Source organism: Bradyrhizobium genosp. L, assembly GCF_015624485.1.
Lineage (GTDB): Bacteria > Pseudomonadota > Alphaproteobacteria > Rhizobiales > Xanthobacteraceae > Bradyrhizobium.
Genome location: NZ_CP061378.1, coordinates 1,517,711 through 1,534,727, shown reverse-complemented (window position 1 = coordinate 1,534,727; position 17,017 = coordinate 1,517,711). Strand labels below are relative to the sequence as shown.

The window sequence follows — 17,017 nt, the reverse complement described above, 5'->3', positions numbered from 1 at the left end:
GAAACTGGAGGTCATCGTCGCCGGCGACGAGGGCTCGGCGCGGCTCGACCGCGTGCTGGCGCAGCGCACCCCCGAGCTGTCGCGGTCCCGGCTCAAGGCACTGATCCTCGCCGGTTCCGTGACCATCAAGGACGCCGCCATCCGCGACCCCGCTTATCATGTCGCCAAAGGCGATACGATCATAATCGACGTGCCGGAGGCCGCGCCCGCCGAGCCGCAGGGCGAGGACATCGCGCTCGATATCGTCTTCGAGGACGACGACATCATCGTCATCGACAAGCCCAAGGGCCTGGTCGTGCACCCCGCCGCCGGCCACGCTACCGGAACCCTGGTCAATGCGCTGATCGCCCATTGCGGCGCGAGCCTGTCCGGCATCGGTGGCGTCAAACGGCCGGGCATCGTGCACCGGCTCGACAAGGACACCACCGGGCTGATGGTGATCGCCAAGAACGACCAGGCCCACGCGTCGCTGACCGCGCAATTCGCCGATCACGGCCGCACCGGCCCGATGGAGCGCGGCTACATGGCGTTCGCCTGGGGCGTGCCGAACCGGCCGCATGGCACGGTCGACGCGCCGATCGACCGCCATCCGCATGCCCGCGAGAAGATGGCGGTGCGCCAGGGCGGTCGCGAGGCGGTCACGCATTATGAGGTGCTCTCGAGCTTCGCCGGCCGCGATGGCAAGCCGGTCGCCTCGCTGCTGGCCTGCCAGCTCGAGACCGGGCGGACGCACCAGATCCGGGTTCACCTCGCCCATATCGGGCACCCCCTGCTGGGGGACTCCGTCTACGGACCTCACTTCAAGACCAAGGCCGGGCACCTCGGCACGGAAGGTAAGGACGCACTTACCGCGCTCGACCGGCAGGCCCTCCACGCCTATCTGCTCGCTCTGGAGCATCCCAGAACCGGGGAACTTTTGCGCTGGGAACGGGCTTTGCCGGAGGATTTGCTTCTCCTGCAACGGGCGCTGACAGCGGCGGTATGACGCACCCCTTCCCGAAAAGCTGAGATATGACAGCAGGTTATATCTGCCACACGGGGACGTGACGTCAGCAATCCTTCCCTATCACGGACAGTTTGGTGTATGTTGCACCTGCGTTGAATATCCAACGCGGAACATCGCAGCACGGCCGGCTTTAACCCAGCGGCCGCCTGCCGGGCCCGCCGCTATCGGGGGCCTGAACCACTGGAGGGCGCACGAATGGCCCGTACAGCTACGTTGCCGGTTCTCAATGGAGAATCTGGCCTCTCAAGATACCTCGCCGAAATTCGCAAGTTCCCCATGCTGGAGCCCCAGCAGGAGTACATGCTCGCCAAGCGTTGGCGCGAGCATGACGATCGCGACGCGGCGCATAAACTCGTCACCAGCCATCTCAGGCTCGTGGCCAAGATCGCCATGGGCTATCGCGGCTACGGCTTGCCGATCTCCGAGGTAGTCTCGGAAGGCAATGTCGGCCTGATGCAGGCGGTGAAGCGATTCGAGCCCGAGAAGGGCTTCCGTCTCGCCACCTACGCCATGTGGTGGATCAAGGCGTCGATTCAAGAGTACATCCTGCGGTCCTGGTCGCTCGTGAAGATGGGCACCACAGCGAACCAGAAGAAGCTGTTCTTCAACCTGCGCAAGGCGAAGAGCAAGATCTCGGCCCTGGAAGAAGGCGATCTCCGCCCCGACCAGGTCAAGATCATTGCCAAGCGCCTCGGCGTGACCGATCAGGACGTGATCGACATGAATCGCCGCCTCGGCGGTGACGCGTCGCTCAACGCTCCGATCCGCGACGACGGCGAAGCCGGCGAATGGCAGGACTGGCTGGTCGACAACTCGCCCAACGCCGAAGCCGTGATGGCGGAGAGCGAGGAGTTCGATCATCGCCGCCAGGCCCTCAACGGCGCGATCGGCGTGCTCAACCCGCGCGAACGCCGCATCTTCGAGGCGCGGCGCCTGGCGGACGAGCCGATGACCCTGGAAGACCTCGCCGCCGAATTCGGCGTGTCGCGCGAGCGCGTGCGGCAGATCGAGGTCCGCGCCTTCGAGAAGGTGCAGTCGGCCGTCAAGGGCACGATCGCCCGGCAGGAAGCAGCGCTGGAGGCCGCGCACTAAGCGCGCGGGATCCAAACCAAGAGACACGAAAGCCGGCGGCAACGCCGGCTTTTTTGTTGCCGTAGGATGGTTGGGTTTCGGAGTGATAGGACGGGCCGTTGGGCATGAAACCGTTTGTCTTGTTTGCAGCGCCGCTATTGATCATGCAGCCCGCTTCTGCCTGCCTTCTACAACCGAGCCCTATGTCTCTAGACTTGCCGATGAAATGGGAGAGCAAACCGCTGGTCGCCAGAGTCGAACCGCTGGAACTTGTGCGACCATTTGGGGCGCAAGATGATAGCTGGTCCGATACGGGACGCATCCGTGTTCGCGTTGTCGAGGCTCTTAAAGGTCTTGAAGAAGGACAAATCTTCGTTGTCCAAACCAGCTGGGACGGTCAATGCGGGTGGAGCTTTCCAAATGACAAGACGAAATTTGAGGAGTTCGCAAAGCGCTCGTATTATATTGGCGGCGAGTTTCAAGTGTTCGGCGGTTTTGTCGTAAGCGACTTTCGCGTGATTGGCGGAGAGCGGTTATTCCTGAGCTTCTGGTCCTGGCAGGACTTCAGTAGCGCGATGCGAAATCGATGGCCCCGATAGTGCCGCCCGAGACCCGAACGAAGCGTAACTACGAGATGCGAAAGCCGGCGGTGACGCCCGCTGTCTGTTGCCCGTAGGATGGGTGGAGCGCAACGACATCCATCGTCCCGCCAGACGCACAAGGTTCGATGGGTATCGCGGCATTCGTGCGACCCGTTAGCTCCACCCATCCTACGGAGCCGCTCGAACCGTAACGCGCTTGTCACTGGACACGGGCGGGTGTATGTCCTGCCGCCCGGCGCGAGATCGCGCCTTTCTGTTCAGCGCTTTCAAGGGAGGCGGCATGAAGTTGAGATCGACACGTTCTGAACGCCGCCACCCCATTGGTGACCGGCGATCGGTCATGAGCTGAACGCCGCCGCGCGGCTGTTCTTGCGTTCATCCAATTCGATTGCGAGGGGCGTCACGCAACACGGCGTGGCGCCGTGTCGTCATGTATTTGCGGTTCGTTACACCGCTCATCCACCCGCGCAGCCGAGTGGAGAGCGGCTTCTTTCGCGCATCCTGGTATCTCTATCAGAACAACTGCCCCGACTGGATCCGACACGAATTGTCGGACCAGTTCGACTGGTTCGGACAGCATCTGCCGATTCCCGGGCGCATCGCGCGGCACTTCAAGCGGCGCGACTCGATCTGGGGTATTTGCTGGTTCGATCCCGAGGCCTGCGAGGCGATCAGCCGCGCGCGCTACTGCGCCTGGCTGCTCGAAGAAGGCGGCCTGCCGGTGCGCACGATCACTGCGTCGCGCCAGCACGAAGTGATCTGGCGCGATGCGCACCAGATCGTCACGAAACCTTCGGCCGGACTCCCCAGGGCATTTCCCGGAAAGGGGAAGGCTCCGCGGACATAATGGCGTGACGAAAGCCGGCGGCAACGCCGGCTTTCTGTCGCCCGTAGGATGGGTGGAGCGCAGCGATATCCCACCATCCCGCCGCGCGGCACAACATTGATGGGTATCGCTTCGCTCCACCCACCCTACGTAGCCGCGTGCCGCGGCCCGAGCCGGTCGCATATGGAGAATGTTAACCAATTGTAAGCCATGTTTGGCGCTCCTGGGGCGACTCATGAGACGGTCAGTCAAGCGTCCGCCGCGCTGCGTGAGGATCGACAAATTCCGATGCGTCCGCAGGCGTACCGGCGAGGTGGGACTGTGACCGAACACGTACTACAATCAAACGAGAGCACGAGCGCGACCGAGCTCGAGGAAACCCAGGCCTTTAAGGCCCTCGATCGACTTGTGAGGGACATGGAGGATGGCCTGGATCATCCGGAGCTCTGGCTGCTCCTCAAGATGGTCGTCGAAGAGGGCGATGCTGGCGACCTCCTCGTGGTGCTACGCGCTTTGCGCTCCGTTCAGCAGCCCAAGGTCGCCAAGATTTTTGATGTCCTCGAGGCCTTCATCCAGGGCATCGCGGGTCCGCGCGACGAGGCCATCGCAAGGCTGAGGCAGCTTCAGGCGCAGGATCCCCTGAGCCCCCAGGTGGCCGGCGCGCTCTCTTATCTGATGCACGACGGGCGACCGCAGCCTGAAATCCACATACCGGTGGTCCCGAAAAATCCGACGAGAACCCCGTCACCCGGCATGAACTTTCCCAGACCCCGAGGGGATAGCTTCGACATTCTGGACGTCGCCTGTTTCAAGGCAGCGCTCGACAGCGCGGAGCACTACGAGAAGCATTTTCTGACATGCCCGGCGTTCGACAACGATCTGTCGCTGCTGTCGAAAGCACTGGAGCTGGCCCACTCGAACGGCCTCTTCCTCGAATTCGGGGTGGCGTCGGGTCGCACGATCAGCCACATGGGCCGGAACACACCGCGGACCCATTTCTACGGCTTCGACTCTTTCGAAGGGCTGCCCGAGGCGTGGCGGAGCGGATTCGACAAGGGAGCATTCGCGCGGGCAAGCCTGCCAATCGTTCCGCCCAACGTGACGCTGATCAAGGGCTGGTTTGACGACACGCTGCCGGCCTTCCTTCATGACCGGCCGCAAATTCCGCTCTCGCTGCTTCATGTCGACTGCGATCTCTATTCGTCGACCAAAACGATCTTCGCAAATTTGAAGGATCGGATCGTACCGGGTACTCTCATCGTGTTCGACGAGTACTGGAACTATCCGGGTTGGCGCGATCACGAGTTCAAGGCGTTCGAGGAGTTGCTCGCCGAAACCGGCATTCGAGCCCAACCGTTCGGCTTTGTGCCAAGCCATCAACAAGTCGGGTTCGTGATGTCCACGCCGGACTGAGCCTTCCAGCACGCCGCGCTGCCCTGGAAAGGCGAGCGGGGCCGAATCGGATCAATCCGCAGACGAGGAATTGGTTATGAAAGTGATCGCCGTCACGCCGGCCGGCCGACGCAGATATCTCGACGTGTTGGCCAAGCATATTCTCAGCGACGAAGCCGTCGCTGAATGGCACCTGTGGGATAATTGTCGGGATCCGGTCGATCGAGCCTACATACAATCGTTGGCCAGTCCCAAGATCAAGATCGTCGCGCTGCCGAACTCGACGGGCGACAACAAATCGATCAACAAGTTCTATCGGACGATGACCGATCCGGACGCCTTCTACGTCAAGCTGGATGACGACATCTGTTACCTGCCGCCGGGTTTCTTTGGGCGCTTTGCGGCAAAAGCCGCGGCAAGCAAGACAAATGCGATCTGGTTCTCGCCGCTGGTCATCAACAATGCGATCTGCTCCTGGCTGCTATCGTTCCACGGCAAGATCAAATCCTCGGATGCATTGTCGTGTCAGGCCGCCTGCGAGATCGGATGGAGAAACCCCCAGTTTGCCGTGCTGCTCCATCGCGCTTTCCTGAACAGGATCGAGACCGATCGGGTCGAGTCGCTCCATATTCCGGATGCCACGATGACGCTTGGACGGTTCTCGATCAATTGCCTAGGCGTGTTCGGAGCGGATCGAAACGCGCTTGGTGACGCCTTTTGCCCGCTCGACGTCGATGACGAGGAACACATCTCCGCCTTCCTCCCCATGATGACAAAAAGACCGGGGCAAATCATCGGTGACGAGGTCGTCGCCCACTTCGCCTATTACACGCAAGAGCGCGTCGTCCTGGAGACCGATATTCTCGAGCGGTATCACCTGGAGGCTGTGCGGCGCCGTCCATCCAGCTCGCTCATTTCGTCTGAAGCAGTTTTGGCGACTGCCTGAAACTGCAACTTCGCGGCAGGCGGTGCGCAGGACCGCTTTCCAGTCGATCGCCCCCAAAAGGTCGTCACGCCTGTCGCAGGACCTTTGCGCGTGCGCATGGTTGCTCGATGAGGGAGGCCTGCCGGTGCACGCGATCACGATCTCGCGTCAGCGCGAAATGATCTGGCGAGATGCGCACCAGATCGTCAGCAAGCCTTCGGCTGCCCTGCCCAAGGCCTTCCCCGACCAGGGACGACCTTGCCCCTGATTGCCGTCCGGCACTGGCGGTGTCGGCCGCCGGCTGCCCCGACGCGTCACCCGATCGGATGATGCAGGCTGGACCGGTGAAACTTAACGTGCGAGTGCCGCGGCTTTGGCTCGGCCGCATCGTGCGATTGTATAGAAAGAAATCATGTTCTCGCGTTTTGCATTTCTGGCGGCTTTACTCGCCATCATGCTCGCGCATTCGCCGGCATCCGCTCAGTCGACAACCGTCTACGTCGCGAGTAACGGTAACGACCAAAACAACTCCTGCGGCCTCGCCTATCAACCCTGTGCAACAATATCGCGTGCACTGGGATACGTCTCCCCAGGCGGCTTGGTCCTTTGCCTCAGCCCTCCCCAGGCGAGCAATTCATTGTACGTTTTGACTGCCGTGACGATCGATTGCAGAGCAAGCGTGAACGGGCAGATTCAAATCAACGTGCCCGCAGGTGACACCAGGCAGGTGGTCCGCCTGCGACACTTGACCGTCGACGGCCTCGGTGGCGTCGGGCCGCTCGTCATGATCAATACGTCAAGAAGTGTGGTCTTGGAGGATGTCACGCTCGTAGAGGGTACCGGCCAAGGCGTCAGCGATCAGAGAAGTTCTGCCGGCAAGCTGGTGATCAAGGATTCCCTCATTCACAAGAATGCCGGTCCAGGTATCGTCGTGGCGGGCCCTGCCGGAAACGTTGCGATTCTCGACAACGTGACATCGATCGAAAACAGCTACGGCCTGGCTGTCGGATCAGGGAACAGCGTCACCGTTACGCGCTCTACCATTTCAGAGAATTCGACTACCGGAATCCAGGGCGATGGCGGCTCACAAATCGTCGTCGACAGCTCCACCATCAGCAACAACGGTACGGGTGTCGCGAGCGCGTCCTCGGTCCGGCTCTTCAACAACACGATCTCGTTCAACGGCATTGCCATTTCGGGAAGTACCGGCTCGTTCGGCGGCAATCGGCTTTCGGGCAACAGCTCCGCCGGTATGCCTTTGACGCCACTCGGCTCCGCATCCTCGGAGTTCGCGCAGCAATAGGCCTGGAAGGACCGAGGTGTTGGAACCGAGCTACTGGGCGTCGGCCATCTTCGGTCGGGATGATTGCATCTGTGCGTTGGTGGCCGAGGGCCGGGTCGACTGCGGTGCCGGGTCCGGTGATCGGGAGGCAGCGTCGGGCGGCGCTCCCTGCGATGGTCGATCGACAGTGGCTGCCGGAAGCACGATGACTTTCGCGCCGACCTTCACCCGCTCATAAAGGTCCGCGACGTCCTCATTGGTCAGCCGGATGCAGCCGGACGACACCCGCTTGCCGATCGTATCGGGCTTGTTGGTGCCGTGAATTCGATACTCGGTGTCGCCTAGATACATTGCCCGGGCGCCGAGCGGATTGGTGGGACCGCCGGCCATAAACCGCGGCAGATAAGGCTGTCGCGACAGCATATCCGCCGGCGGACGCCAATCCGGCCATTCCGTCTTGCGCGCCACCGTCTGTTCACCGGACCATGCGAAGCCCTGGCGGCCGACACCGATGCCGTAGCGCATCGCCTGCTGGTCGTTCAGCACGAGATAGAGGAATGTGTTTCCGGTATCGATGACGACGGTGCCTGGCGTCTGGTGGCTGACGTAGTCGACCACCTGCCGAACAAATTTCCCCGGAACGTCAGCGGCTTTTGGCGGCTCGACCCGCGGCGCCGGGACCGGGATGGGAGCCGGAGGCGACGCTGATGCATGAACCGGCGTCGATACATGCGCTGGAGCCGGCGGTGCCAGAACCTGGTGCGTGGACGGCTTCGGTACCGGTTGAACGCTCGCCGGGCGCGACAGCAAGCCGTACCCCAATGCGGCCGCGGCCACGGCGCCAATTGCGACTCTTCCGACCACCGGTAGCGCGAGCGCCTCCGTCTTTCCACGTTTGGCCCGCTTACCCATATCTTCTCTTCCCCTGATCCCGTGCCTGGAAGAGGTAGTCAGCAAACTTTAACAGGGTTCGAAGCGATTTCGTTCAGGTTGGAAATCGCCGGGCATCGTTAACGACTACTCGCCCCATTCGCGCGCCATGGTCGCAAGCACGCAGCCTTCGCAATAGCGGGCATCCTTGAAGTCGATCCAGTTGTGGGCATAGACGTGGTCGAGCGGGATCGCGTAACGCGCGCGCAGCACTTTCACGAGCACGCGCCAGGCGGCGATCTGTGCATCCGTCGGGCCCTTGGTGACGTCGGGATAATTGCCGGCGAACTCGACGCCGATCGAAGAGTCCTTGTTGACCTGGTGATAGGTCTTGCTGTTGTCGATGTACTTGTTGTCGTTGCGGTCGGCGCCGTCGGTGTGGGTCGGAACCAGGTTGTCGGCGACCGCCCAGTAGACCGTGCCGTCGGTCTCGACCCAGACCATGACGCCGCGCCGCGTCGGGTTCTTGTGCTGCTCCTGCGCGCCGTAGCGCGCCGAGCCGGCCGGGCCTTCGGTCTGGTGCACGATGATGTTGCGCCAGGGATGGGCCTTTGCAACGTCCCCCCAGGGCGACAGCCAGACCATCTTCAGCCCGGGAATGTCGGGCGTGCCTTGTGATCGCGCGATGGTGGCGAGGTCAGGTCCCGCCGCCAAGACGGACGGCGACTGCGCGATGACGAGGAGCGCGGCGAGCAGCGTTCGCAAGGTCAGGCGCTGCGGCGCAACGCCGCCTCCACAAGTCCGGCGGCGCCCGATGCAGGCGCCGGCGCCGCGGGCTCGTAGGTGGCGTAGCCGTTCTTGCCGCCCTTCTTGGCGTCGTAGAGCGCGTGGTCGGCGGCCGCGATCAGCCGGTCCGGATGCATGCCGATCTCGCGGCTCCATTGCGCCACGCCGATCGAGACCGCGATCGGGATGTCGTTGCCGCTGCATTGTTCGGCGTCGGCGCGGCACACCTCCACCACGCGGCGGGCGATCATCGCGCCCTCACGCAAGGTCGAGGTCGGCAGCACGATGCAGAATTCATCGCCGCCGGTGCGGGCCAGCATGTCGCCGGGCCGCAGCCGGGTCTGCGCCATCAGCGCGAAATGCTGCAGGCAGGCGTCGCCGGCGGCATGGCCGTGGGTGTCGTTGATGGCCTTGAAGCCGTCGAGATCGATCACGAGCAGCGCGAACGGCTCGCCGTTGCGGTCGGAGCGCGCGCATTCCTCGGTCAGCCGCGCGACGAGTTGGCGGCGATTGCCGACGCCGGTGAGGTCGTCGAGCAGCGCAAGGTCGGCGACCTCGCTGCGCAGCCGGTCCATCGCCATCAGCAGGAAGCCGAAATTGAGCGCCATCGACAGGAACACCAGCACCAGGATCAGCGTCGCCTGGGCCGCATTGAACTGCAAGTAGGAATACTCGCCGCCCGGATGCAGCAGCGCGCCGACCAGGCGGATGGCGTAGATCGTGACGATGATGCTGGCGACGATGCCGGCAAGCCGGGCCCCCGGGCTGACGCGACCGTTTTCGGACGACAGCAGCAATCTGATCGACAGCGCCATCGGCAGCACCTGGGCCGTCGTGTAGCACAGCATCCGCAGCTGTATGCTGTCATAGCCGAAGATGAAGACGCAGAGCGCGACGAAGGTCGCCGCCGGGATCAGCACGCCTGCGCGCCAGTCCACCGGCCTGCCGTAGAAGCGCTTGATGCCCATCGCGGCGAGACAGGCGGCGAACACCAGGATGGTGCCGGCGAACAGCAGCGGCACCAGCGAGTCCGCCATCACCACGCGGAGCATGGCGCAGGCGGCGCCGGCGGCCGCGGCAAACGCCGACGCCGTCCAGAACCGCGCCGCGCCGAATGCAGGATAGCTCTGCGTCACGTAAGCCCAGATCAGGCCGAGCGCGAGAAAATTGATGACGAACACCGTCCAAAGCGTCGGAACGCTCAACATCGACCCTGTCCGAGACCGTGTTCGGCCTCGCCTCCCCGTTTCATCGAACCGCCCGCCACCGCCCGTCCTTGGGCGTCCTCCGACGACAATCCCCGTTGTCTTACGGACAACATGCCGCCGCGCCGCTTAACGGTTCCTCACCCGCAGCCTGCCAATCCACGCCGTGGTTTTGATTTGATGAAGAGCGCGCGCTCGGCGTTTGCGCGATGTTAAGCATGACGCGCGAGCGACGCGGCCCAGCGGCGACACCAGCAACGCGGCGAAAAGCTGCCGAAAACCCACAACAGCTGTGGATAACGTGATGACAGCGCCGTGACAGCACGCGGCAGCCGGCTGCGAATCTGCTGAGTTCATCATTGAGGATGTTGTGAGGCTGGCCCTCCGCCAAGCATGCCTCGGAAGTCGCGTTCAATTCCATGAAACCCTGAGAGGATACTATGGCTAAGAAAGCGAAGAAGGCGAAAAAGGCGAAGAAGGCCACCAAGAAGAAGGCCGCCAAGAAGAAGTAACCCGTTCTCGCCCGGGTAGCGGCTCAAGCCCTGCCCGGGCACCCAGCCGGGGATACATCCCGCACCAATCGGTTTCGACACGGCAGGCGCAAGGCCTGCTTTTTTATTGCCTGCGGCTCAGCGCTCGGCGAAGGCGAGCTTGGCACCGAGCAGCGCGAAGCCCGCGGCAAAACTTCGGCGCAGCCAGGCCATCACCTTCGGACGCGTGATGACGCGGTCGCGCACCGAAGCCGCGAACAGCCCGTAGAGCGCGAACACGATGAACGTCATTGCCATGAACACGCCCGACAGCTCGACCATTCGCGCCAGCGGATGAACCTCGTCGACGGCGATGAACTGCGGCAGGAAGGCGAGGAAGAAGATCGACAGCTTCGGATTGAGGATGTTGATCAGGACGGCCGTCACGATCACCCGCCCGGTCGAGCGCGGCTTGATCTCGGTATCGACGGCCAGCGCGCCATGCTCGCGCAGCGCCTGCCAGGCCATGTAGAGCAGATAGACCACGCCGCCCCATTTCAGCGCCGCGAACGCCACCGCGCTGGTGTGCAGGATGGCGGCGAGCCCGAGCATCGCCGCGATCATCTGCGGCACGATCCCGAGCGTGCAGCCGAACGCGGCGGCGACGCTGGCGCGCGAGCCCCGCGTCAGCGCCACCGCGAGCGTGTAGAGCACGCCGGTGCCGGGGGAAGCGACCACGATCAGCGTGGTGAGGAGGAAGGAGAACGTCATGCGGATGCCTCGCGACGTGCGCCGAGGTCGGCGGACCGGCAAACGACAGTCCCAAGATCGGCCACGGACCGGAAATATCACGACGCCCACGCCAGCGGAAGCGCGCGGCAGACGCCCGCCGCTCGCCTGCGCCGACGGCCTTGCGAGGGGGACTCCTGCTACGAAAGCTTACGCACGCCTGACAGCTCGGTCGCCTTCATCTCGGCGACGCGGATCACGTCCAGCGGCGCCCAGGGCTTGGCCCAGAACACGGCGCCCTCGGGCAGGCGCTGCCGCAACGGCTTGCCCGAGGTGACGATGACTTCGAGATCGGGCTTGTATTGCTTCGCGGCGTGTGCGAGCTCGACCCCGGTCATGTGGCCGGCCAGCTCGACATCGGTCATCATCAGCACGACGTGGTCGGCGCTCCTGCGCAGCACCAGCTCGGCGGCCTCCGCGCTCTCGCAGGCGATGACGTCGAAATCGCTCTCCTCCAACAGCAGGCCGATCATCTCGCGCTGCATTGGGTCGTCCTCGACAACCAGGGCCTTCGCACGATAGGGCTTCGACTGTCCCATGTGAGTGCCTTCCTTGGATTGAGTGCTTGGGTTGAACCACCTATCCCATGTCAAATATGAAAACGCTGGATGGTTCGGTTCCAATTTGAGAAAAGGAGAAAATTCCGCCGCGTTCCACGGTTACTGCCGACCCATCGTTGATACTGCCGACCCTCGTTTCAGACGGAGCCCACCTGACATGACCACGATTCCCGGAGCCGCCGCTGCCATCACCGGAGCCGCCAGCGGCATCGGCCGCGCGCTCGCGCTCGAGCTCGCCCGGCGCGGCTGCGATCTGGCGCTCGCCGACCGCGACGAGGCCGGCCTGCAGGCTGTGGCCGCCGAGGTTGCCAAAATTGCTCCGCGCAAGGTCAGCGTGCACCGGGTCGACGTGGCGGAGCCGAGCCAGATCACCGCTTTCGCGGAGGCCGCCGGCGCCGCCCATCCCAAGCTCAACATCGTGGTCAACAATGCCGGCGTCGCCCTGCTCGGCGAGTTCGGCGAGATCGAGCAGGCCCAGATGGAGTGGCTGTTCAACATCAATTTCTGGGGCGTGGTGCACGGCACGCGCGCCTTCCTGCCGCTGCTTGCCCGGCAGCGCGAGGCGCATATCGTCAACATCTCCTCGATCTTCGGTATCGTCGCGCCGCCCGGCCAGAGCGCCTATTGCGCGGCGAAGTTCGCGGTGCGCGGTTTCTCCGAAAGCCTGCGCCACGAGCTCGCCGTGGCGAACAGCCCGGTCAGGCTCTCGGTGGTGCATCCCGGCGGCGTCGCCACCAGCATCGCGCGCAACTCGCGCACCGGCGCGGGCATCACCGACAACGCCCGCCGCGCGCAATCGATCGAGCGCTTCGACGCGCTGGCCCGAACCACGCCTGCCACGGCCGCGCTGCGCATCATCGCCGGCATCGAGAAGAACGCACCGCGCATCCTGATCGGCAAGGACGCCCGCCTCATGGACCTGCTGCAACGCTTCCGCCCCGCGACCTACTGGAAGGTGATGCAACGCCAGATCGAGAAGACGACGGCGCGAAGAATGGCGCGCGACGCGGCGCGGCAGTTGGCTGAGTAGCAAATTGTGCGATCAGCGCACGCTTGCGATCTTCCATAAGTGAGGCGAGCACACCGGTCGGGCTCCCTCTCCCCTTGCGGGCCTGTTGCGTTATTGACGTTTTGAAGCGCGGCGGGAGAGGCAGGCGTGGCAGCCGGAACGGTGTTGATTGATGTGCTCGGAGGGCGGCTCAGGCTGCGATTGTCGCCCACCGCCGCATATTGAAGGCGATGGCGGCGAGTTTGACCTGTGCGCTTGCCTTGATCAGGCCAACGTAACGGATACAGGTCAGCCGCATGCGGCATTTGAGAGTGGCGAAGGTGGTCTCCACCTGCGCCCTTCGCCGTGCGATGAGGCGGTTATAGCGTTTGAGCCTGGCCGGTAGCTCCGGATGATGCTTGTTGGGGCGGCGCGCGATCCGAGGCTTCTTGCCTTCCGCTTTCAGCCGAGCCCGTCTGGCATGGGTGTCGTAGGCCGCGTCGGCCCACACTGCGGCTTCATCTCCGCGGATCAAGTCGTCTGCCGGTGTCGTGTCGTTGATATTGGCGGGTGTGGTCAAAACCGCGCGGATCAGGCCGGATCCTTCGTCGACGCCAACATGTGCCTTGTAGCCGAAGGTCCAGCCGCTCTTGCCTTGCCGCTTGACGAACCGGGCGTCGGGATCGTTTGACGGCCGATCATCCTTCGGCGGTGCAGATACCGCCTGGATCAAGGTCGCATCCAGCATTGTGCCGCGCTTCAGGATAACACCGGCATTCTCGAGCTGACGGTCCAGTTCACTGAACAGCTTCTCCAAAAGCTCCTGTTCGACCAACTGGTTCCGGAAGCGGCTGAGCACCGTGTGATCAGGCACCGCATCCTCAAGGCTCAGACCGACGAAGCGCTTGAACGATAGCCGATCTCCCAGCGCCTCCTCGAGGTCGCGATCCGAAAGACCATAGAGCGACTGCAACAGCAGCGCGCGGAACAGCACCAGCACAGGATAGCCCGGGCGACCGGGGCTTGCCTCATCCCGCAAATGGGCCAGCAGCTTCTCGAACCGATACCATTTGACCAAGCTCGACAACCGCTCCAGCGCCGCATTGGCGCCAGCCCCCTTCGGCAGCAGCGCTTCCACAAAGCTCGGCTGTCCCGTCTGCTTCACCGCCATCGTCATTCCCCTCGGCCTTTGCCCTAAGGAATCACAATCGCCAGATTACGCAACAGGCCCCTTGCGGGAGAGGGTTGGGGAGAGGGGTGGCCGCGGGCGAGATGGTTGACGCACGCATCCGTCGCGCAAAATCGCTTGCGTGCTACTTGCGTGGAGACGAGAGACCACCCGTGTGGCCCCCTCTCCCCAGCCCTCCCCCGCAAGGGGGGAGGGAGCCTAACTGGTGTGCTCGCCTTACGCTTGAAGGTACTGCGTCACCCGCCCAATTGCTGCTTCACGCCGAGCGCCAGGCGGTAGATCGGGTCGCTCTTCTCCGAGGGATAGAGCGCGCTCCGCGCCACCTGCGGAAAATTGTCGTTCTTCCAGAACGACGCCGGCGTGAACGAGAACTTTGCGACCAGCCGCCGGCCGAAATCCATCTCGTAGGGAAAGTAGTTTTCCTTCTGCTCGGTGCCGGCCATGTCGGGGTATTCGCCGAGCAGATAGCCCTCCTGGATATGCGGCCGCACCGCCGAGGGCGGGCAGACCGAGGAGAGGCGGACGATCTGCAGGCCGGCCTCGGCACTCGCGGTGATCGCGCCGCTCAAATTCGGCACGCCGAGCACATAGAGGAAGCAGGTCGCGGTCTCCGCCAGCGAGGCAAACGAAGCGGCGATGCGGATCGAATGGGTGACGTCGAGCAGCGGCGTGGTGCAGACCTCGTAATGCTGCAGGATCGACCAGCGCAGGATGCGATGCCGCCGCAAGCGCTCCATGCCGAGCAGCTTCTCCTTGGCATATGCCGCCACCAGGATCCGCTCGGCCCGCGCGAGCAGGTCGAACCGCGACACCAGCGTGGCGCGATCCGGATTGCCGCGGCCGCCGCGAAACAGCGACGGCTTCAGCGACGAATTGTCCTTGACGTTGCGGTGGTCGCTGCCCTGGCCGCGAAACAGCAGCACGTGATCGCGGTTGAGGAATTGCAGCTCGGCGATCTTGGTCGCGAGCTCGAGATAGGAGCCGACGCGATGCCCCGGCCCCTGCCGGACCGCCGAATTCTTCGCGATCTGGCAGCCCCGGCGATCGAAGAACGACCAGATCTTTTGGCTGCCGATGGTTTCCATGAGAACATCTCTCAACTCGTCATTCCGGGGCTCGCGCAGCGAGAGCCCGGAATCCATTTCTCGACGCGTGATGCGGCCCGATGGATTCCGGGTTCGCGCTTCGCGCGCCCCGGAATGACGATCATCAGAACAGCCGACGCCCTCAACGCCCCACCAGCTGGTCAGCAAAATAGCCGATCGTCTTGCGATAGATCACCGCCCTGTTCCACTCGCGCATCGCCTCGAAATTGGCACTGCCCTCGCCATAGGGCGCGCCCATCTTGAAGCCGTTGGTGTGCAAGAGGTTCGCGGTCGAGGCCAGCACGTCGGCGACCGAATGGCGCAGATCGACGCGGCCGTCACCGTCGAAATCGACGCCGTATTTGATGTAGGACGACGGCAGGAACTGGGTTTGCCCGATCTCGCCGGCATAGGCGCCGATCAGATCGTTGAGGCGGAGATCGCCGCGCTGCACGATCTTGAGCGCCGCGAGCAGCTCGCCCTGGAACAGGTCGGTGCGGCGGCAATCATGCGCCAGGGTCGCGAGCGTGCGGATCACCGGCAGCTTGCCCATGTCGCCCTTGCCGAAATCGGTCTCCAGCCCCCAGATCGCGACCAGGATCTGGCGCGGCACGCCATACTGCTGCTCGATCTTCGCCAGCAGCGCCGCATGCCGCTGCAGCATCGCCCGTCCGCCATTGATGCGCCCGGCCCCGACCCGGGTCGAGACATACTGCTCGAAGGTCTTGTTGAAGGTGTAGCGCTGCCGCCGGTCGAACGCGAGCACCCCGCCATCCTCCGTCACGCCACCGAGCGCGGACGAGATCACGTCCTGCGAAATGCCGGCGCTGGCCGCTTCTTGGGAGAAGGATTGGACGAAGCCGTTGAAAGGGCCGCCGCAGCGGGCGGCGTAGGAGGGAGAGGTGGCCACCAAAATACAAACACCAACAATCCAAGGTAGTTTTAACATATTGAATTCCCAAACCACACCTACAGATAATGCCATACATACTGTGCAGCCGTCAAAACCCAACGGAATTCAAAATGAGAGCGGCAATTCCAAAGCAACGGGAATGATGTGCCGTGCGACCCCCATTCAACTAAAGATTGGATGGATTAGGACTGCAGCTGCATTTCTAATGGCACTTTTGGGGTAGAAATCGCATGACCAATAATCTCGACAACAGAAAGCGTGCGTTTGCGGATGTAGTAACAATCGATGCGTGGCACGAGGCGTTTAGCGATAGCAACTCAAAGGTTGACCTACATGCTGATATTGTCTTCGGGCGAGCCAGAGTGGGTGGCGAACCCGAATCGCCGGTACGATTCCGACTCAGTATCAAGCGGGCCGAAGTGGTCGTCATCATTCCTGAATCCGAACCTGTAGCTGTTGACAGAGCTTCGGTTTCTCGCGATTCCCCAAATTTGCAAGCGCGTCTCACAGAAACTAAGGAGCAATCTGCTCAAGCCAGTATTAAGGGCGGCGCGACAGGCTCAATCAGCGCTACTGGATTCACCGGATCAGCAACCGTAGAGACTGGAGCTCAAGCGAACGTCGTTGCCACGAGAAAGATCGAGGTATCCAGCACCGTTTCTCTCCTACTGGTTACACAATCCCAAACTGTTGACGGGCATTACCGGTGGACTGTTGAATCACAGCTTGCGAAAGTGCTCGAAGGCCGCGCATGGGACGCAAACAAAGAGCCGCGGCTGAAACTAATTGACCAGAGGAAAGATCGCTCAAAGGGAATTCCTCCGTCGGTTCGCGTGGAGGTTCGGTGCCGTCGAGAAGATTTGGTTATTGAGGATCTTGGGATCAAAGATCAAAGCCTTTGGGAAAGTGCCAAAAGCAAGTTTGGCTTCAAGAACAAGTTGATCGCTGCAGAGGCCTATATTCGCGACCGGCTAATGGAAGAAGGGCTTGAGGTGAAGAATATCGACGACATATTCGCGCACCTCACACTTGGTTCGGTAACTGCCGGCACGATCTAG

17 protein-coding genes are annotated in these 17,017 nt (G+C 62.8%); 9 read left to right on the top strand and 8 right to left on the bottom strand.

The window, feature by feature from the left end; all coding sequences use genetic code 11:
* Positions 1-4: 4 nt before the first annotated feature.
* The 7 genes from IC762_RS07190 (at position 5) to IC762_RS07160 (ending at position 7,125) form a co-directional block, all read left to right on the top strand.
* Positions 5-985: an RluA family pseudouridine synthase gene (locus IC762_RS07190; protein WP_195790029.1), complete on the top strand. Its 981-nt coding sequence runs from the start codon at positions 5-7 to the stop codon at positions 983-985.
* 216 nt (positions 986-1,201) lie between these two features.
* Positions 1,202-2,098, top strand: coding sequence for an RNA polymerase sigma factor RpoH (rpoH, locus tag IC762_RS07185; protein ID WP_195788053.1), 897 nt, complete (start codon positions 1,202-1,204; stop codon positions 2,096-2,098).
* 104 nt (positions 2,099-2,202) lie between these two features.
* Positions 2,203-2,676, top strand: a complete 474-nt coding sequence (locus IC762_RS07180; RefSeq protein ID WP_195788051.1) for a hypothetical protein — start codon at positions 2,203-2,205, stop codon at positions 2,674-2,676.
* 433 nt (positions 2,677-3,109) lie between these two features.
* A complete protein-coding gene (locus tag IC762_RS07175) occupies positions 3,110-3,526 on the top strand; it encodes a hypothetical protein (RefSeq protein WP_195788049.1) in 417 nt (138 codons plus the stop codon).
* 300 nt (positions 3,527-3,826) lie between these two features.
* The gene (locus tag IC762_RS07170) at positions 3,827-4,918 is read left to right on the top strand and encodes a class I SAM-dependent methyltransferase (protein ID WP_195788047.1); all 1,092 of its coding nucleotides are present in this window, start codon (positions 3,827-3,829) and stop codon (positions 4,916-4,918) included.
* 76 nt (positions 4,919-4,994) lie between these two features.
* The gene (locus tag IC762_RS07165; RefSeq protein ID WP_195788045.1) at positions 4,995-5,843 is read left to right on the top strand and encodes a hypothetical protein; all 849 of its coding nucleotides are present in this window, start codon (positions 4,995-4,997) and stop codon (positions 5,841-5,843) included.
* Positions 5,844-6,234: 391 nt separating this feature from the next.
* Positions 6,235-7,125 (top strand): right-handed parallel beta-helix repeat-containing protein, encoded by an 891-nt coding sequence (locus tag IC762_RS07160; RefSeq protein WP_195788043.1) that lies wholly within the window; start codon positions 6,235-6,237, stop codon positions 7,123-7,125.
* A 30-nt stretch (positions 7,126-7,155) separates the two neighbouring features.
* Here IC762_RS07160 and IC762_RS07155 read toward each other — a convergent pair whose 3' ends face one another.
* The 5 genes from IC762_RS07155 to IC762_RS07135 all read right to left on the bottom strand — a co-directional run bounded on the left by IC762_RS07155 (position 7,156) and on the right by IC762_RS07135 (position 11,763).
* The gene (locus tag IC762_RS07155) at positions 7,156-8,016 is read right to left on the bottom strand and encodes a L,D-transpeptidase (protein WP_195788041.1); all 861 of its coding nucleotides are present in this window, start codon (positions 8,014-8,016) and stop codon (positions 7,156-7,158) included.
* A gap of 105 nt (positions 8,017-8,121) precedes the next feature.
* A complete protein-coding gene (locus IC762_RS07150; protein ID WP_195790028.1) occupies positions 8,122-8,745 on the bottom strand; it encodes a peptidoglycan recognition protein family protein in 624 nt (207 codons plus the stop codon).
* Entirely contained in the window at positions 8,742-9,968 is a 1,227-nt protein-coding gene (locus tag IC762_RS07145; protein WP_195788039.1) for a GGDEF domain-containing protein, read from the bottom strand. The genes IC762_RS07150 and IC762_RS07145 overlap by 4 nt, the downstream gene beginning before the upstream one ends.
* A gap of 626 nt (positions 9,969-10,594) precedes the next feature.
* Positions 10,595-11,206, bottom strand: a complete 612-nt coding sequence (locus IC762_RS07140; RefSeq protein ID WP_195788037.1) for a LysE family translocator — start codon at positions 11,204-11,206, stop codon at positions 10,595-10,597.
* Between the two features lie 158 nt (positions 11,207-11,364).
* The gene (locus tag IC762_RS07135) at positions 11,365-11,763 is read right to left on the bottom strand and encodes a response regulator (protein ID WP_195788035.1); all 399 of its coding nucleotides are present in this window, start codon (positions 11,761-11,763) and stop codon (positions 11,365-11,367) included.
* 178 nt (positions 11,764-11,941) lie between these two features.
* Between IC762_RS07135 and IC762_RS07130 the strand changes: the two genes are divergently transcribed.
* Positions 11,942-12,814 (top strand): SDR family NAD(P)-dependent oxidoreductase, encoded by an 873-nt coding sequence (locus tag IC762_RS07130; RefSeq protein WP_195788033.1) that lies wholly within the window; start codon positions 11,942-11,944, stop codon positions 12,812-12,814.
* Positions 12,815-12,983: 169 nt separating this feature from the next.
* Here IC762_RS07130 and IC762_RS07125 read toward each other — a convergent pair whose 3' ends face one another.
* From IC762_RS07125 to IC762_RS07115, 3 genes are all read right to left on the bottom strand, one after another.
* Positions 12,984-13,943, bottom strand: coding sequence for an IS5 family transposase (locus IC762_RS07125; protein WP_433995876.1), 960 nt, complete (start codon positions 13,941-13,943; stop codon positions 12,984-12,986).
* 254 nt (positions 13,944-14,197) lie between these two features.
* Positions 14,198-15,046 carry an FRG domain-containing protein gene (locus IC762_RS07120; RefSeq protein WP_195788032.1) on the bottom strand — a complete coding sequence of 283 codons (849 nt, stop codon included), beginning with the start codon at positions 15,044-15,046 and terminating at the stop codon, positions 14,198-14,200.
* Between the two features lie 142 nt (positions 15,047-15,188).
* On the bottom strand, positions 15,189-15,995 hold the full coding sequence (locus IC762_RS07115) for a lytic murein transglycosylase (RefSeq protein WP_195788030.1): 807 nt from the start codon (positions 15,993-15,995) through the stop codon (positions 15,189-15,191).
* Positions 15,996-16,189: 194 nt separating this feature from the next.
* Here IC762_RS07115 and IC762_RS07110 point away from each other — a divergent pair, with 194 nt between their 5' ends.
* The gene (locus IC762_RS07110) at positions 16,190-17,017 is read left to right on the top strand and encodes a hypothetical protein (RefSeq protein ID WP_195788029.1); all 828 of its coding nucleotides are present in this window, start codon (positions 16,190-16,192) and stop codon (positions 17,015-17,017) included.

Excerpts from the sequence above, each read along its gene's own strand:
- rpoH (WP_195788053.1), top strand. The coding sequence starts at position 1,202 with ATGGCCCGTACAGCTACGTTGCCGGTTCTCAATGGAGAATCTGGCCTC.
- IC762_RS07180 (WP_195788051.1), top strand. The coding sequence starts at position 2,203 with ATGAAACCGTTTGTCTTGTTTGCAGCGCCGCTATTGATCATGCAGCCC.
- IC762_RS07175 (WP_195788049.1), top strand. The coding sequence starts at position 3,110 with ATGTATTTGCGGTTCGTTACACCGCTCATCCACCCGCGCAGCCGAGTG.
- IC762_RS07165 (WP_195788045.1), top strand. The coding sequence starts at position 4,995 with ATGAAAGTGATCGCCGTCACGCCGGCCGGCCGACGCAGATATCTCGAC.
- IC762_RS07160 (WP_195788043.1), top strand. The coding sequence starts at position 6,235 with ATGTTCTCGCGTTTTGCATTTCTGGCGGCTTTACTCGCCATCATGCTC.
- IC762_RS07155 (WP_195788041.1), bottom strand. The coding sequence starts at position 8,016 with ATGGGTAAGCGGGCCAAACGTGGAAAGACGGAGGCGCTCGCGCTACCG.
- IC762_RS07145 (WP_195788039.1), bottom strand. The coding sequence starts at position 9,968 with ATGTTGAGCGTTCCGACGCTTTGGACGGTGTTCGTCATCAATTTTCTC.
- IC762_RS07140 (WP_195788037.1), bottom strand. The coding sequence starts at position 11,206 with ATGACGTTCTCCTTCCTCCTCACCACGCTGATCGTGGTCGCTTCCCCC.
- IC762_RS07135 (WP_195788035.1), bottom strand. The coding sequence starts at position 11,763 with ATGGGACAGTCGAAGCCCTATCGTGCGAAGGCCCTGGTTGTCGAGGAC.
- IC762_RS07130 (WP_195788033.1), top strand. The coding sequence starts at position 11,942 with ATGACCACGATTCCCGGAGCCGCCGCTGCCATCACCGGAGCCGCCAGC.
- IC762_RS07125 (WP_433995876.1), bottom strand. The coding sequence starts at position 13,943 with ATGGCGGTGAAGCAGACGGGACAGCCGAGCTTTGTGGAAGCGCTGCTG.
- IC762_RS07120 (WP_195788032.1), bottom strand. The coding sequence starts at position 15,046 with ATGGAAACCATCGGCAGCCAAAAGATCTGGTCGTTCTTCGATCGCCGG.
- IC762_RS07115 (WP_195788030.1), bottom strand. The coding sequence starts at position 15,995 with ATGTTAAAACTACCTTGGATTGTTGGTGTTTGTATTTTGGTGGCCACC.
- IC762_RS07110 (WP_195788029.1), top strand. The coding sequence starts at position 16,190 with ATGACCAATAATCTCGACAACAGAAAGCGTGCGTTTGCGGATGTAGTA.